This window comes from Streptomyces subrutilus (assembly GCF_008704535.1).
Classification (GTDB): domain Bacteria; phylum Actinomycetota; class Actinomycetes; order Streptomycetales; family Streptomycetaceae; genus Streptomyces; species Streptomyces subrutilus.
In genome coordinates this window covers 4,236,303-4,251,245 of sequence record NZ_CP023701.1, presented here as the reverse complement: position 1 = coordinate 4,251,245, position 14,943 = coordinate 4,236,303, and the positions used below count along the sequence as shown (strand labels likewise).

General features: G+C 76.1%; 13 protein-coding genes. 8 read left to right on the top strand and 5 right to left on the bottom strand.

The genetic code is table 11. The features are described 5' to 3' along the window. Positions 1–89: 89 nt before the first annotated feature. Positions 90–2,597, top strand: a complete 2,508-nt coding sequence (locus tag CP968_RS18725) for a helicase C-terminal domain-containing protein (RefSeq protein ID WP_150519098.1) — start codon at positions 90–92, stop codon at positions 2,595–2,597. 121 nt (positions 2,598–2,718) lie between these two features. Continuing rightward, positions 2,719–4,362, top strand: coding sequence for a DNA repair helicase XPB (locus tag CP968_RS18720; protein ID WP_150519097.1), 1,644 nt, complete (start codon positions 2,719–2,721; stop codon positions 4,360–4,362). Here the strand turns inward: CP968_RS18720 and CP968_RS18715 are convergent. Then, complete coding sequence (locus tag CP968_RS18715; protein ID WP_229885933.1) at positions 4,328–5,224, bottom strand: glycosyltransferase 87 family protein; 897 nt, start codon at positions 5,222–5,224, stop codon at positions 4,328–4,330. The genes CP968_RS18720 and CP968_RS18715 overlap by 35 nt on opposite strands. Before the next feature lie 41 nt (positions 5,225–5,265). Further along, the gene (locus tag CP968_RS18710; protein WP_150519096.1) at positions 5,266–5,451 is read right to left on the bottom strand and encodes a hypothetical protein; all 186 of its coding nucleotides are present in this window, start codon (positions 5,449–5,451) and stop codon (positions 5,266–5,268) included. Between the two features lie 509 nt (positions 5,452–5,960). Here CP968_RS18710 and CP968_RS18705 point away from each other — a divergent pair. After that, positions 5,961–7,949, top strand: a complete 1,989-nt coding sequence (locus tag CP968_RS18705) for a HelD family protein (protein ID WP_150521983.1) — start codon at positions 5,961–5,963, stop codon at positions 7,947–7,949. Positions 7,950–8,354: 405 nt separating this feature from the next. After that, entirely contained in the window at positions 8,355–8,855 is a 501-nt protein-coding gene (locus tag CP968_RS18700; RefSeq protein WP_150519095.1) for a hypothetical protein, read from the top strand. Between the two features lie 210 nt (positions 8,856–9,065). Here the strand turns inward: CP968_RS18700 and CP968_RS18695 are convergent, their stop codons facing one another. Further along, complete coding sequence (locus CP968_RS18695; RefSeq protein ID WP_150519094.1) at positions 9,066–9,752, bottom strand: copper homeostasis protein CutC; 687 nt, start codon at positions 9,750–9,752, stop codon at positions 9,066–9,068. Positions 9,753–9,906: 154 nt separating this feature from the next. Between CP968_RS18695 and CP968_RS18690 the strand changes: the two genes are divergently transcribed. Both CP968_RS18690 and CP968_RS18685 read left to right on the top strand, forming a co-directional pair. Further along, positions 9,907–10,575 (top strand): HD domain-containing protein, encoded by a 669-nt coding sequence (locus tag CP968_RS18690; protein ID WP_150519093.1) that lies wholly within the window; start codon positions 9,907–9,909, stop codon positions 10,573–10,575. A 90-nt stretch (positions 10,576–10,665) separates the two neighbouring features. Further along, positions 10,666–11,907 (top strand): Cmx/CmrA family chloramphenicol efflux MFS transporter, encoded by a 1,242-nt coding sequence (locus tag CP968_RS18685; RefSeq protein WP_150519092.1) that lies wholly within the window; start codon positions 10,666–10,668, stop codon positions 11,905–11,907. 90 nt (positions 11,908–11,997) lie between these two features. Here CP968_RS18685 and CP968_RS18680 read toward each other — a convergent pair whose 3' ends face one another. Next, positions 11,998–12,264, bottom strand: a complete 267-nt coding sequence (locus tag CP968_RS18680; RefSeq protein WP_150519091.1) for a DUF4031 domain-containing protein — start codon at positions 12,262–12,264, stop codon at positions 11,998–12,000. 7 nt (positions 12,265–12,271) lie between these two features. Further along, positions 12,272–12,649, bottom strand: coding sequence for a hypothetical protein (locus CP968_RS18675; protein WP_150519090.1), 378 nt, complete (start codon positions 12,647–12,649; stop codon positions 12,272–12,274). A gap of 372 nt (positions 12,650–13,021) precedes the next feature. On the opposite strand from CP968_RS18675, the gene CP968_RS18670 reads away from it, so the two are divergent. Together CP968_RS18670 and murQ are read left to right on the top strand one after the other, a co-directional pair. Further along, positions 13,022–13,909, top strand: coding sequence for a MurR/RpiR family transcriptional regulator (locus tag CP968_RS18670; protein ID WP_150521982.1), 888 nt, complete (start codon positions 13,022–13,024; stop codon positions 13,907–13,909). 79 nt (positions 13,910–13,988) lie between these two features. Further along, positions 13,989–14,912, top strand: a complete 924-nt coding sequence (murQ, locus tag CP968_RS18665) for an N-acetylmuramic acid 6-phosphate etherase (protein ID WP_150519089.1) — start codon at positions 13,989–13,991, stop codon at positions 14,910–14,912. The last annotated feature ends 31 nt before the right edge of the window (positions 14,913–14,943 follow it).

The window sequence follows — 14,943 nt, the reverse complement described above, 5'->3', positions numbered from 1 at the left end:
TCCTCCCGTACCGCCTGCCGGAAAGGTAGCGCGTACGCCCGTGGAGTGGCCGTGGAGCGGCCGCGGGCGCAGCGGATACCGTTGGCCGGATGGGGACCGGCCGACTGACCGGCCGACGCGACCAGGAGGCGACTGTGCCCGAGCAAAGCACCGCGGCGGGACGCGCTGCCGGCAGCTCCGCGGGGAGCACCGGCGCCGGGTCCCCGCGCTCTCTCGCCGAGGCACTGCGCTCCCGCGACGACGCCGGACTCCGGGCGCTGTTGCGCGCCCGGCCCGACCTGCTCAGCCCGGTGCCGGGGGACGTGACCCAGCTCGCCACCCGGGCCGGCACCCGGGCCTCGGTGGTGCGGGCGCTGGAGCGCCTCGACCGGTTCGCGCTGCAGACCGCCGAGGCCCTCGCGGTGGCCCCGGACCCCTGCCCGTACCCGGTGCTGGAGTCTCTGCTGACCGGCGAGACCGGCGAGAGCGGGCACGACAACGGCGCCCGCGCCGCGCTCCCCCGGGCCCTGGCCACCCTGCGCGAGCAGGCACTGGTGTGGGGCGAGGACGACCGGCTGCGGCTGGTGCGCACCGCCCGCGAGCTGCTGGCGCCCTCGGCACAGCGGCCCTCCCCGACCGGCCTGGGGCCGACCGTCGCGGAGGCCACCGCGGGGATGTCCCCGACCCGCGTCCAGGAGATCGTGGCCGCCGCCGGACTGCCCGCCACCCACGACCCGGTGTCCGCGGTGGCGGCGCTGACCGGGCTGTTCACCGACCCGCGGCGGATGTCCGCGCTGCTCGACGAGGCCCCGGCCGAGGCCCACCAGGTCCTGGGGCGGCTCGTGTGGGGCCCGCCGTACGGGGAGGTCACCCCGAACCCGACCGCGCCGGTGCGCTGGCTGCGCGACCGGGGGCTGCTGCTGCCCGCGTCGGCCCGCACGGTCGTGCTGCCGCGCGAGGTGGCGCTGCACCTGCGCGGGGGGCTGGCGCACCGGGACACCGCGCCGGTGGCGCCCGCGGTGCCCGCGCACCGCGAGCACCGCCCCCCGCTCGTGGACGCGAACGCCGCCGGGCAGGCGCTGGCCGCGCTGGCCACCGTCGAGGAGCTGGTGAAGTCCTGGGAGCACGCGGGGCCGCCGGTGCTGCGGGCCGGCGGGCTGTCCGTACGGGACCTGAAGCGGGCCGCGGCCCTGCTGGACACCGGCGAGTCCCAGGCGGCGTTCTGGATCGAGCTGGCGTACGCGGCCGGGCTGCTGGCCGGCGACGGCGAGGCCGACGAGCGGTACGCGCCGACCCCCGCCTTCGACGACTGGCGCGAACTGCCCCCAGCGGAGCGCTGGTCGGTGCTGGCCGCGGCCTGGCTGCCCGCCACCCGCACGGCCGGGCTGGCCGGCGAACAGGACGCCAAGGGCCGCACCCTGTCCGTGCTCGGACCCGAACTCGACCGCTCGGCCGCACCCGAGGTGCGCCGGCGCGTCCTGGAGCTCCTCGCGGAGCTGCCCGAGGGGGCCTCCCCCGATCCGGACGCCCTGCTGGACCGGCTGGCCTGGGAGCGGCCCGTGCGCGGGACGAGCGACCTGCGCGCCCGCCTCGCGCACGGGGTGCTGACCGAGGCAGAGGTGCTCGGCGTGACCGGCCGCGGCGCGCTGTCCGGGCCCGGCCGGGCGCTGCTGGAGCGCCGGGACCCGGCGCCGCTGCTGGCCCCGCTGCTGCCGGAGCCGGTGGACCACGTCCTGCTCCAGGCGGACCTGACGGCCGTGGCCCCCGGCCCGCTGCGCCGGCCGCTCGGGGACACCCTGGCGGTGCTCGCGGACGTGGAGTCCAAGGGCGGGGCGACCGTGTACCGGTTCACGCCCGGGTCGGTGCGGCGCGCCCTGGACGCCGGGCACACCGCCGTCGACCTGCACGCCTTCCTCAAGGAGCACAGCCGCACCCCGGTCCCGCAGCCGCTGGCGTACCTGATCGACGACGTGGCCCGGCGGCACGGGCACCTGCGGGTCGGAGCGGCCTCCTCGTACGTGCGGTGCGACGACGACTCGGTGCTGGGCGAGATCCTGGCCGACAAGCGCTCGGCCGGGATGGGGTTGCGCCGCCTCGCCCCCACCGTGCTGGCCGCGCAGGCCGAACCGGGCGCGCTGCTCGACGGGTTGCGGGCGATGGGCTACGCGCCGGCCGCCGAGTCCCGGACCGGCGACGTGGTGGTGGCCCGGGCCGACGCCCGCCGCGCGCCGGCCCGTTCGGCGCCCGTGCCGGTGCCGGACGGGCCACCGGTCCCGGACGCGACGCTGCTGGGCGCGGCCGTACGGGCCGTACGCGCGGGCGAGCGGGCGGCGACGGCGGTCCGCAAGGAGCCCGCCGAGCCGACGGGCGCCCCCGGCGAACTCCCGCGCACCAGCGCGGCGGAGACCCTGGCCACGGTGCAGGCCGCGGCCCTGACCGGGTCGGCGGTGTGGATCGGCTACGTGAACGCGGACGGCGCGGCCAGCCAGCGGGTCATCGCCCCGGTCCGGGTGGAGGGCGGCTTCGTCACGGGCTACGACCACACGGCGGACGAGGTCCGCACGTACGCCCTGCACCGGATCACGGGCGTGGCGGAACTGGCCGACGACCACCTCTGACGCGGCCGGGGCCCGGCCGGCCGCCGCGCCCGGCCCCCGCCCCCGCCCGCGCCGCGCGTTCCCCGCGGCGCCGGCGTACGGCACACTGGAGGTTTGACCTGAGTGAAACGGGGCGCTGCGCGTGAATGGTCCACTTATCGTCCAAAGCGACAAAACCCTCCTGCTGGAGGTCGACCACGAGCTCGCCGGTGCCGCGCGGCGGGCCATCGCTCCCTTCGCCGAGCTGGAGCGGGCACCCGAGCACATCCACACCTACCGGATCACCCCGCTGGGCCTGTGGAACGCCCGCGCCGCCGGGCACGACGCCGAGCAGGTCGTCGACGCCCTCGTCGAGTTCTCCCGCTACCCCGTCCCGCACGCGCTGCTCGTCGACGTCGCCGAGACCATGGCCCGCTACGGCCGCCTCACCCTCTCCAAGCACCCCGTGCACGGCCTGGTCCTGACCAGCACCGACCGGCCCGTGCTGGAGGAGATCCTGCGGTCCAAGAAGGTCGCCCCGCTCGTCGGGGCCCGGCTCGACCCCGACACCGTGGCCGTGCACCCCTCCGAGCGCGGGCAGATCAAGCAGACGCTGCTCAAGCTGGGCTGGCCCGCCGAGGACCTCGCCGGGTACGTGGACGGCGAGGCCCACCCGATCGACCTGGCCGAGGACGGCTGGGCCCTGCGCCCGTACCAGCAGCAGGCCGTCGAGGGCTTCTGGCACGGCGGCTCCGGCGTGGTGGTGCTCCCCTGCGGCGCCGGCAAGACGCTGGTGGGCGCGGGTGCCATGGCGATGGCCAAGGCGACCACGCTGATCCTGGTCACGAACACCGTCTCGGCCCGCCAGTGGAAGCACGAGCTGGTCAAGCGGACCTCGCTGACGGAGGAGGAGATCGGCGAGTACTCCGGCACCCGCAAGGAGATCCGGCCCGTCACGATCGCCACGTACCAGGTCCTCACCACCAAGCGGAAGGGCGTCTATCCGCACCTGGAGCTGTTCGACTCCCGCGACTGGGGGCTGATCGTCTACGACGAGGTGCACCTGCTGCCCGCGCCCGTCTTCAAGTTCACCGCCGACCTCCAGGCGCGGCGCCGGCTCGGCCTGACCGCGACGCTGGTGCGCGAGGACGGCCGCGAGTCGGACGTGTTCTCGCTCATCGGGCCCAAGCGGTTCGACGCGCCGTGGAAGGAGATCGAGGCGCAGGGCTACATCGCGCCCGCCGACTGCGTCGAGGTCCGCGTCAACCTGACGGAGACGGAGCGGCTCGCGTACGCGACCGCCGAGACCGAGGAGAAGTACCGCTTCTGCGCGACGACCGCGACGAAGCGCAAGGTCACCGAGGCCCTGGTGGCCAAGCACAAGGGCGAGCAGACCCTGGTCATCGGCCAGTACATCGACCAGCTCGACGAGCTCGGCGAGCACCTGGACGCGCCCGTCATCAAGGGCGAGACCTCCAACGCCCAGCGCGAGAAGCTCTTCAACGCCTTCCGCGAGGGCGAGATCAGCGTGCTCGTCGTGTCGAAGGTCGCGAACTTCTCCATCGACCTGCCCGAGGCCACGGTCGCCATCCAGGTGTCCGGCACCTTCGGCTCCCGCCAGGAGGAGGCCCAGCGCCTGGGCCGCGTGCTGCGCCCGAAGGCGGACGGCCACGAGGCGCGGTTCTACTCGGTCGTCGCGCGCGACACCATCGACCAGGACTTCGCCGCGCACCGCCAGCGCTTCCTCGCCGAACAGGGCTACGCCTACCGGATCATGGACGCCGACGAGCTGCTGACGACCGACTGACGCGCCCGGCCGACGCCCTCGCCCCCGGCCCCCGGCCCGCCCGCGGGACCGGACCGGACACCTCGGCGGGGCGCCGCGGCTCGGGGACGGGCACGTCGGCCGCGACGGCGGGCCGCAGCGCCCCCGGGTCGGCGGCGGGCGTACGGAGCGCCGCGGTCAGCACCGCGAGCAGCGGCACGACCCACACCCACAGCTGCGGCCAGCCCGGCAGCAGCTCGCGGCCGGCGGCGGGCAGGTGCCGGGTCCAGAACTCGTCGGAGGCCTCGGGGAGGACCAGGCGCCCCAGCAGGGCGGTGCCGACGAAGGCGGCCAGCGCCGTCAGCCCGGCCCGGACGCGGCGGGTCAGCAGCAGGTACGGGACGAGGGCCGCCGGGGTCAGGGCGATCCCGGCGGCGACGCCCAGCCCGAAGCCCTTGCCGAGGGCGGCCCCGGGCCGGCCGAGGTCCCACAGGACGAGGCAGGTCAGGGCCAGGTTGACCAGGCCGGGCAGCGGGTCGTGGAAGAGGGTCTCCAGCCACAGCCCGGCGATGGTCGCGGCCAGCACGGGCCCCCGGCGCGCCCGCAGTCCGGCGAGCCGGCAGGAGAGCCACACCAGCAGGGCGAACAGGCCGGCGGTGCCCAGGACGACGACGGCCTTCAGGGCTCCGGCGGGCAGCCAGGCGGCGGGGGTGAAGAGGATCGCCGCGAACGGCGGGTACGCGGCCGGCGGACGCCACTCGGCGGCGGTGAAGCCGCGGACCAGGGCGTCGGCCATGGGGACGCGCAGGGCGACGCACAGGACGCCGAGCGCGAGCAGCGAGCCGGTGACCAGCGCGCCGACGAGGGGCGACGGCAGACGGCTGGGAAGGGGACTCCGGGTCACGCGCGTGACCCTAGTGGATCAGCGGGGCCCGCCACGGACGGTCAGCGGCGGACCACGCCCGCGTCCTCGGCGTACTCGCCCAGGACGACGACGCTCACGGCGGTGGCCGCGAAGACCTTCGCGGCGCGCAGCACGCCGCCCAGGGTGTGCCGGGGACGGGAGTCGGAGGTGGCGGTGGCGCCGCTCGGGCGGCCGCCCTGCATCGGGGTGAAGGTTGCGGTGCTCATGCATCCATGGTGCGTCCGTTCCGGCTCCGGCACATCGGCCCCGGGACGCAACCGCCGGGCCCCGCACCTCCTCCTCCCGGCCCATGCCGCTCCCCGGTCCCTCTGCCCCTGGTAGGACGCGCCCCGGAGAGGGCCCCGGGGGCGACCCGTACGGCGGTCCCGGGCGCCGCGGGCCCGCGGCGCCGATATCCGTTCGCGCCGCCCGCCGCCGGTGGCTACACTCTCCGCTCTTGCCGCCTCCCGCCGCGTCACCGGGAGCGCCGCCTGCCGCACGGAAACCGGCAGGCTCCCGTTCCGCACCAGCAGCTGGAGGCAGTCCCGTGCCCGCGCACGCCCCCGCACCCCGCCCGGCCGGCCCCGCCGGACCGCCCGCCCCCGGCGACGCTCCCGACGCGACAGGCCCGACAGACCCGGCCGACCCGACAGGCCCGGCCGACCCGGCAGGTCCCGCCGGACCGCTCGCCCGTGAGCGGGCGCACCTCGGCGCCTCCCGCGCCGCGCTGCGCGCCATGCGCGAGGACGCCGAGTCCCTCGACATCCGCGACGTCACCGCGAACTGGGTCAACGCCGCCGTCCTCCAGGCCCAGATCGACGACCGCATCAAGTCCCTCGCCGACCTCGCGCACACCCCCCTGTTCTTCGGGCGGCTGGACTACCTGCACGCACCCGGCGCGGAGCTGGCCGAGGGCGCGGACGGCGAGCAGTTCTACATCGGCCGCCGGCACGTCCACGACGCCGGCGGCGACCCGATGGTCATCGACTGGCGCGCACCCGTCTCCCAGCCGTTCTACCGGGCCTCCCGGCGCGACCCCCAGGACGTCGCGCTGCGCCGCCGCTTCGGCTACACCGGCGGCGAGCTCACGGCGTACGAGGACGAGCACCTGACCGACCCCGCCGAGGCGGGCGCCGTCAGCCGGCTGCTCCAGCGGGAGATCGAGCGGCCGCGCGTGGGCCCGATGCGCGACATCGTCGCGACGATCCAGCCCGAGCAGGACGAGATCGTCCGCTCCGGCCTGTCCGGCTCGGTGTGCGTGCAGGGCGGCCCCGGCACCGGGAAGACGGCCGTCGGCCTGCACCGCGTCGCCTACCTGCTCTACGCCCACCGCGACCGCCTCGCCCGCACGGGCACGCTCGTCATCGGCCCGAACCGCTCCTTCCTGCACTACATCGAGCAGGTCCTGCCGGCCCTGGGCGAGCTGGAGGTCAAGCAGGCCACCGTCGAGGACCTGGTGGCCCGGGACGGCCTGGCGGTGCGCGGCACCGACCCGGCGCCGACCGCCGTGGTCAAGGGCGACGCGCGGATGGCACGGGTGCTGCGCTCGGCCCTCGACGCGCACGTCACGGAGCCCGCCGAGCCGCTGATGGTGGTGCGCGGCTCGCGCCGCTGGCGGGTCCCGGCGTACGAACTGGCCGAGATGACCGCGGAACTGCGCGCACGCGACATCCGCTACGGCGCGGCCCGCGACGCGCTGCCGCAGCGGATCGCGCACGCGGTGCTCGTCCGGATGGAACAGGCGGGCGAGGCGCCCGACGACCGCGTGCAGGACGCGGTGGCGCGCACTCCCGCGGTCAAGGCCGCCGTGAAGGAGATCTGGCCGCCGGTCGACCCGGCCAGGCTGGTCCTGCGGCTGCTGTCCGACCCGGAGTTCCTGGCCCTGCACGCGGACGGGGTGCTGACCGGCGACGAACAGCGGCTCCTGCTGTGGCCCAAGCCGTACCGGAGCGTGAAGTCGGCGCAGTGGTCGGCGGCGGACCTGGTCCTGATCGACGAGGCGGCCGACCTGGTGGAGCGGACCCCGTCGCTGGGCCACGTCGTCCTCGACGAGGCCCAGGACCTGTCGCCGATGCAGTACCGGGCGGTGGGCCGGCGCTGCACCACGGGCTCGGCGACGGTCCTCGGCGACCTCGCCCAGGGCACCACGCCGTGGGCCACGCGCAGCTGGGACGAGGCCCTGACCCACCTGGGCAAGCCGCAGGCGCTGCTGGAGGAGCTGACGGCGGGCTTCCGCGTGCCGCGCGAGGTGATCGCGTACGCCTCCCGCCTGCTGCCGTCGATCTCCCCGGGCCTGGCGCCGGTCTCCTCGGTCCGCGAGGCCCCCGGTTCGCTGGAGGTCACCCGGGTCGCCGAGCCCACCGGGCTGACGGAGGCCGCCGTCGACGCCTGCCGGGCGGCGCTCGCCCACGAGGGCTCGATCGGGCTGATCGCGGCGGACGCCCGGATCCCCGCCCTCGGCGAGGCACTGCTGGCGGCGGACCTGCCGTACCTGTCGCCGGGCGAGGAGACGACGGCGCTGTCCCGGCTGACGCTGGTCCCGGCGTCGCTCGCGAAGGGCCTGGAGTACGACTACGTGGTGCTGGACGAACCGGCCGCGATCGTCGCCGGCGAGCCGGACGAACGGACCGGCCTGCGCCGCCTGTACGTGTGCCTGACCCGCGCCGTGTCGGGCCTGCGCGCCCTGCACGCGCAGCCGCTGCCGGAGGCGCTCGGCGGGGCCTGAGCGCGCGACCGGGCGGGTACGGGGTCGGGCGGGTAGGGGTCGGGCGGATCGGCCGGGCCGGGCCGTGGACGTGGACGTGGACGTGACCGTCGGGACGCAACGGCCCTGCCCGGCGGGCGCCTTCGGGCGGCCGTCCGGGCGCCGGGTCCCCCGGTGGACACCGGCGGCGGACGGCGTGACGATGGAGGGGCCTCGTGAAAGCGCCCCGTGCCCGCTCCCGCGGACCGGGCGGCACGAGGGCGCGGGGCCCATGGCCGGCCGCTTCCCAGGGTGCCGCCAGGCCCGAATCCCGGAGAACCACCGCGCGCCGTCCGGAAACGGCCGCGGCTGCCTGCGTCGACCCCTGCGCCCGGCTCCCGTGGTGGCCCAGTGTCCGGGACCTCCCGAGGGAAAGGACTGAGGACAGTGAACCGACGCATCCGTCTGGCCGTCATGACGCCCCTGATCGTGTCGTCGCTGGCACTCGGATCGGCATCGCTCCTGTCGAGTTCGGCGCACGCGGCGACGCCCTCCCTGACGTGCAGCGTGAAGAAGAGCGGTACCACCGGCAAGTTCGACGTCAACGTCAGCGGCGCCCAGCCCGGGGTCCGGGTGACCATCAAGGGCGGCAACTCGACCGCTTCGAGCCTCGCCGACGACAGCGGCAAGGCGTCGACCGCCGGCTTCATCCCGGTCGGCGCGGTGACAGCGCAGCAGAAGAACACCAAGGTCACCTGCGGCACCGTCAAGCAGGCCGAACAGAAGGACGCCCAGTCCCAGTTCTCCACGGGCTTCCGCAAGGGCTTCGCCGACTCCAAGGCCGACTGCAAGAAGGAAGGCCCGCCGCAGGGCATCGCCCCGCTGGACGCCAACTTCGTGAAGGGGTACAACGCGGGCGCGCAGGCGGCCATCGACAAGTTCTGCTGACCGGCACCCCCCGCCGGCTCCACCGACCGGCCCGCCCGCCGGGCGACGCCCCGGGCCGGGCCGACCGCGGCCCCGCACCCCGGCCGGTGGCGGCGCGGCCCGCTCCGTCCGGTGCGCGACGGACCGGGCCGCGTCGTGCGTGCCGTGCCGTGCCGTGCCGCCGTACGGAGAGCGGACGGTGAGGGCCCGTCAGCCCCGCTCGGCGGCGCACTAGCCGAGCGCCGTGCGCCACTCCTCCACCGCCGCCGCCGACACCGGGCGCGCCCAGCCGTCGGGGCGCGCCGCGCCGCCGATGTGGAAGGCGTCGACGCCCGCTTCGCGCAGCATCGGCAGGTGGGAGAGGGCCAGGCCGCCCCCGACGAGGATGCGGGCCTCGTAGCCCGGCTCGTCGCGCCGGGCCGCCTCGGCCACGAGCACCGGCATGCCCTCGTCCACCCCCGCGACGGAGCCCGCCGTCAGGTAGGTGTCCAGGCCGGGCAGCTCGGCGAGCGCCTTGCGCAGCTGGTCGCGGTCCGCGGCCCGGTCGATGGCCCGGTGGAAGGTCCAGCTGCATCCGCCGAGCTCCGCCACGACCGCCTCGACCGCTGCCAGGTCGGGGGTGCCGTCGGCGTTGAGGAAGCCGAGGACGAATTCCGTCGCCCCCTCGGCGCGCAGCCCGCGCGCCGCCGTCAGCAGGGCCTCGCCGTCACCCGCCGCGAAGCCGTCCGTCGTGCGGAGCATCACGCGCAGCGGGATGTCGACCGCGGCCCTGATCGCCGCGAAGGTCTCGCGCGGCGGAGTGAGCCCGTCGGCGGCCATGTCGGTGACCAGTTCGAGTCGGTCCGCCCCACCGGCCTGGGCCGCGACCGCGTCCTCCGCGTCGAGGGCGATCACCTCCAGCAGCGCACGGTTGCTCATTCGATCCCATCCTTCGGAAAACTGCTCGTATGACCCGTTGGCCCGAGCGGGGCCGCTTTGGCCCGTAAGGGGAAATAGGTCTAGTCCAATATCCAGGGTACGGGCCCGGACCCTGGCACCACCAGCACAATCACGCCACCCCCACAATGTGCGCATGGACACAGGCACCCCGCACACCGACACGGCCGCACTGCACGCCCGCTGGCGGGCGACCGCCGCGGCGGCCGGCGTCCCGGCCCGGCGCGACCCCGCGCCCTACGCCGAACGCCTCCTGGCCGCCTGGGCCGAGCCCTGGCGGCGCTACCACACCACCGCGCACCTGGCCGACGTCCTCGCACGGATCGACGTACTGGCGCCGCACGCCGCCGACCCCGCCGCCGTCGAGCTCGCGGCCTGGTTCCACGACGCCGTCTACCGCCCCGACCGCTCCGAGAACGAGGAGCGCAGCGCCGCGCTGGCCGAGCGCGCCCTGGCCGAGCTCGGCGCGGACCCGGCGCGCACCGCCGAGGCGGCCCGGCTGGTGCGGCTCACCGTCACCCACGACCCCGCCCCCGGCGACACCAACGGCGAGGCCCTCTGCGACGCCGACCTGGCCGTCCTCGCCGGGTCGCCCGAGGCGTACGCCGGCTACGCGGCCGCCGTCCGCGCGGAGTACGGCTTCGTCCCCGACGACGCCTTCCGCACCGGCCGCGCCGCCGTCCTGCGCCAGCTCCTGGCCCTGCCCCGGCTCTTCCGCACCCCCCACGGCGCCGCGCACTGGGAGGCACCGGCCCGCGCGAACCTCGCGGCCGAGCTGGCGGCCCTGACGGCCCTGACGGCCTGATGCCGCGCGGCCGACACGTCCGGGGGAATTCGAACCCGTGCGCCGTGGTTGGTGAGAGTCATGCCCGAAGCCGCCGCACCCTCCCGCCGCATGCCCGTCGCCGTGTACGTCCTCGGCCTGTCCGTCTTCGCACTCGGCACCAGCGAGTTCATGCTGTCCGGGCTGCTGCCGCCCATCGCCGAGGACATGGGCGTCACCATCCCGCAGGCGGGCCTGCTCATCTCCGCCTTCGCGATCGGCATGGTCGTCGGGGCGCCGCTGCTGGCCGTGGCCACCCTGCGGCTCCCGCGCCGCACCACCCTCGTCTCCCTCATCAGCCTCTTCGGCCTCGGGCAGGTCGCGGGCGCGCTGGCCCCCACCTACGAGCTCCTCTTCGCCTCCCGGGTGGTCTCCGCGCTCGCCTGCGCGGGCTTCTGGGCCGTCGGCGCGGCCGTCGCCATCGCCATGGTCGACAAGGACCAGCGGGCCCGCGCCATGGCCGTCATGATCGGCGGCCTGTCCATAGCCAACGTCCTCGGCGTCCCCGCCGGCGCCTTCCTCGGCGAGCACCTCGGCTGGCGCTCCGCGTTCTGGTCGGTCGGCGCGGCCTCCGCGATCGCCCTCGTCGGCATCCTGGTGCTGATCCCGAAGATCCCGCTGCCCGCGGAGAAGCCGCGGCTGGGCCGCGAGCTGCTCATCTACCGCGACCGGCAGGTGTGGCTCTCCATCGGCGTCACGGCGCTGGCCGCCGGCGGCGTCTTCTGCGCCTTCAGCTACCTCTCGCCGCTGCTCACCGACGTCGCCGGCCTGGACGCGCAGTGGGTGCCGTGGATCCTCGGCCTCTTCGGCCTCGGCGCGCTGGCCGGCACCACCCTCGGCGGGCGGGTCGCCGACGCGCACCTGTTCGGCGTGCTGATCTGGGGCATCACCGCCTCCACCGCCTTCCTGACCGCGCTCGCCCTGCTGGCCTCGACCGCGGCCGCCGCGATCGCGCTGGCCTTCCTGCTCGGCTTCTCGGCGTTCTTCACCGCCCCCGCGCTCAACGCCCGCATGTTCAACGTCGCCGGCGCCGCCCCGACCCTGGCCGGCGCCACCACCACGGCCGCCTTCAACCTGGGCAACACCGGCGGCCCCTGGCTCGGCGGCACGGTGATCGACGCCGGACTCGGCTTCTCCGCCACCGCCTGGGCGGGCGCCGCGATGACCGTCACCGCCATCGCCCTCACCCTCGTCTCGCTCCGCCTGGACCGCCGCACCCCGGCGCCGAGCCGCGTGGTCACCTCGGCGGCCCCGTCCGCCGACCCGGCCGCCGTCCCGGCCCCGGTCCCGGCGGACCAGACCGCCCGCGCGTAGCACGCGCCCCCGCGCACGGCAGCGGCCCCCGGCACGGCGACGCGCCGCACCGGGGGCCGCTGCCGCGACGGGTGCGGCCCGCGCCCCCGCCTACGCCGGGCGGCCCTTGGGGCGGCGCAGCCCGGCCGCCGTGAGCCGGCGCACGATCTCCTTGCTGCCGATCTCCACCGCCCCCGCCGCGACCGCGGCCGCGTACCGGTGCGACGGCACGTCGTAGTGGTCCCGCTCGAAGGCCCGCCTCGGGCAGCCGATCCCGGCCGCGAAGGCGTGCAGTTCCTCGTACGAGACGTCGCTGACCAGGTGTGACCACATGCGGCCGTGGCCCGGCCAGGTCGGCGGGTCGATGTACAGCGTCACCGGCGGCTCACCGGCCCGGCCGCAGCACCGCACCCAGCGCGCCCACGGGCGCCACCATGACGCCCGCCTCCGAGCACACCCAGCGGGGGTCGGGGCCGAGCTCCGGTTCCACGTCCAGCGCGTGCGGTTCGCCGTGCCCGCAGACCGGGCAGAGCGGCCAGCGGCCGTACTTCTCCAGCAGGGCGTCCTGGACGTCCTGGGCGACGAGCCCGGAAAGGCAGTCGACGCCCTCCGGCCACTGCTCCACCCACCACCGGCGGTGCGTGACCGAGTCCTCGACGAGGGAGACGACATCGGCGTCGGCGACCTCGCCGGCGGCGAGATCGGCGAGAACGAGGGCGCGGGCGACGTGCAGTGCCTGCTCCAGGGGGGTTGCGTGGTCCATGCGCCCATTGTGGCCCCGTCCCGGCCGCGGAGGCGAAGGTCCCCCTCCCCGGCCCCCGAAGGTCCCGGGAAACCCGTGCCCTACGGCGCCTTGACGGCCGGGCTCGACTGAAAATATGTTTCAGGCGTGAGCCAGAACCTGAAAGAAACTTTCCCCGAGGGTGCCCCCACCCCCTCGACGGCGGCCCGGGCGGACCGGACAGCCGACCCGGCGCCGGGGCCGGACCGGTCGGCCCACACCTCGCCGACCGGCGAGCAGGCCCCGCCCGCCCAAGCCGAGACCGAGGTCCCGGCCGGAGTCCCGGCCGAAGTCCCGGCCGGAGTCCCGGCCGAGGTCCAGGCCCCGGTCCCGCCCGCGCCGCCCGCCCAGGCGCTGCGCGCCCGGGTGCGCAGCCTCGCGCCGTCGATGACCCGCTCCATGCAGGCCGTCGCCGAAGCCGTCGCCTCCGACCCCGCCGCCTGCTCCCGGCTCACCGTCTCCGCCCTCGCCGCGCACACCGGCACCAGCGAGGCCACCGTCGTCCGCACCGCCCGCCTCCTCGGCTACCCCGGCTACCGCGACCTGCGCCTCGCGCTGGCCGCCCTCGCCGCCCAGCAGGAGTCCGGCGCCGCGCCCGCCGTCACCGTGGACATAGCGGTCGACGACCCGATCGCGGCCGTCGTCGCCAAGCTGGCGCAGGAGGAGGCGCAGACCCTCGCCGACACCGCCGCCGGCCTCGACCTGACGCAGCTCTCCGCCGCCGTCACCGCCCTCGCGAGCGCCCGCCGCATCGACATCTACGGCATCGGGGCCTCCGGCCTGGTCGCCCAGGACCTGGCCCAGAAGCTGCTGCGCATCGGTCTCATCGCCCACGCCCACGGCGACCCCCACCTCGCCGTCACCAACGCCGTCCAGCTCCGCCCCGGCGACGCGGCCGTCGCGATCACCCACTCCGGCTCCACCGGCGACGTGATCGAACCCCTGCGCACCGCCTTCGAGCGCGGCGCCGCCACCATCGCCCTCACCGGCCGCGCGAACGCGCCCGTCACCCACTACGCCGACCACGTCCTGGCCACCTCCGCCGCCCGCGAGACCCAGTTGCGCCCGGCCGCGATGTCCAGCCGCACCAGCCAGCTCCTCGTCGTCGACTGCCTGTTCGTCGGGGTGGCGCAGCGCACGTACGAGACCGCCGCGCCCGCCCTCACCGCCTCGTACGAGGCGCTCGCCCACCGCCACCACACCCCCGTGCCGACCGGCAAGCGCACCGGCACCACCCGCTGACCCGCCCGCACCGAGCCCCACCCGCCCGCACCGGACCACCAGAACGACCCGAACCACCAGAACCACCGGGAGCCCGCCCATGACCGCGTACGCCGCCCTCCGCGCCCAGCTGGACACGCTGACCACCGAGGCCTTCCGCCCCGAACTGGCCGAGATCGACCGGCTGTCCACCCTGGAGATCACCCGTCTGATGAACGCCGAGGACGCCACCGTCCCGGCCGCCGTCGCCGAGCAGCTGCCGCGGATCGCCGCCGCCGTCGACGGCATCGCCGCGCGCATGGCCCGCGGCGGCCGGCTGGTCTACGCGGGCGCCGGCACCGCCGGCCGCATGGGCGTCCTGGACGCGAGCGAGTGCCCGCCCACCTTCAACACCGATCCGGCGGCGGTCGTCGGTCTGATCGCGGGCGGCCCCTCCGCCATGGTCAAGGCCGTCGAGGGCGCCGAGGACTCCCGGGAGCTGGCCGCCGAGGACCTCACCGCGCTGGACCTCACCGCCGACGACACCGTGATCGGCATCTCCGCCTCCGGCCGCACCCCGTACGCGATCGGCGCCGTCGAGTTCGCCCGCGCCCGCGGCGCGCTCACCGTCGGCCTGTCCTGCAATGCCGGCTCCGCGCTCGCCGCGGCCGCCGAACACGGCATCGAGGTGGTCGTCGGCCCCGAACTCCTCACCGGGTCCACCCGGCTGAAGGCCGGCACCGCACAGAAGCTCGTCCTCAACCTGATCTCGACCGTCACGATGATCCGGCTCGGGAAGACGTACGGGAACCTGATGGTCGACATGCGCTCCTCCAACGAGAAGCTGCGCGCCCGCGCCCGCCGCATCGTGGCCCTGGCCACCGGCGCGCCCGACGAGGAGATCGAGGCCGCGCTCGCCGCCACCGGCGGCGAGGTCAAGAACGCCATCCTCGTCGTCCTCGGCGGCGTCGACGGACCCCGCGCCGCCGAACTGCTCACCGCCACCCGGGGCCACCTGCGGGCCGCCCTCGCCCGCACGTCCTGACCACCCGGTCCCGCCCCCCGTGGTCACCGCC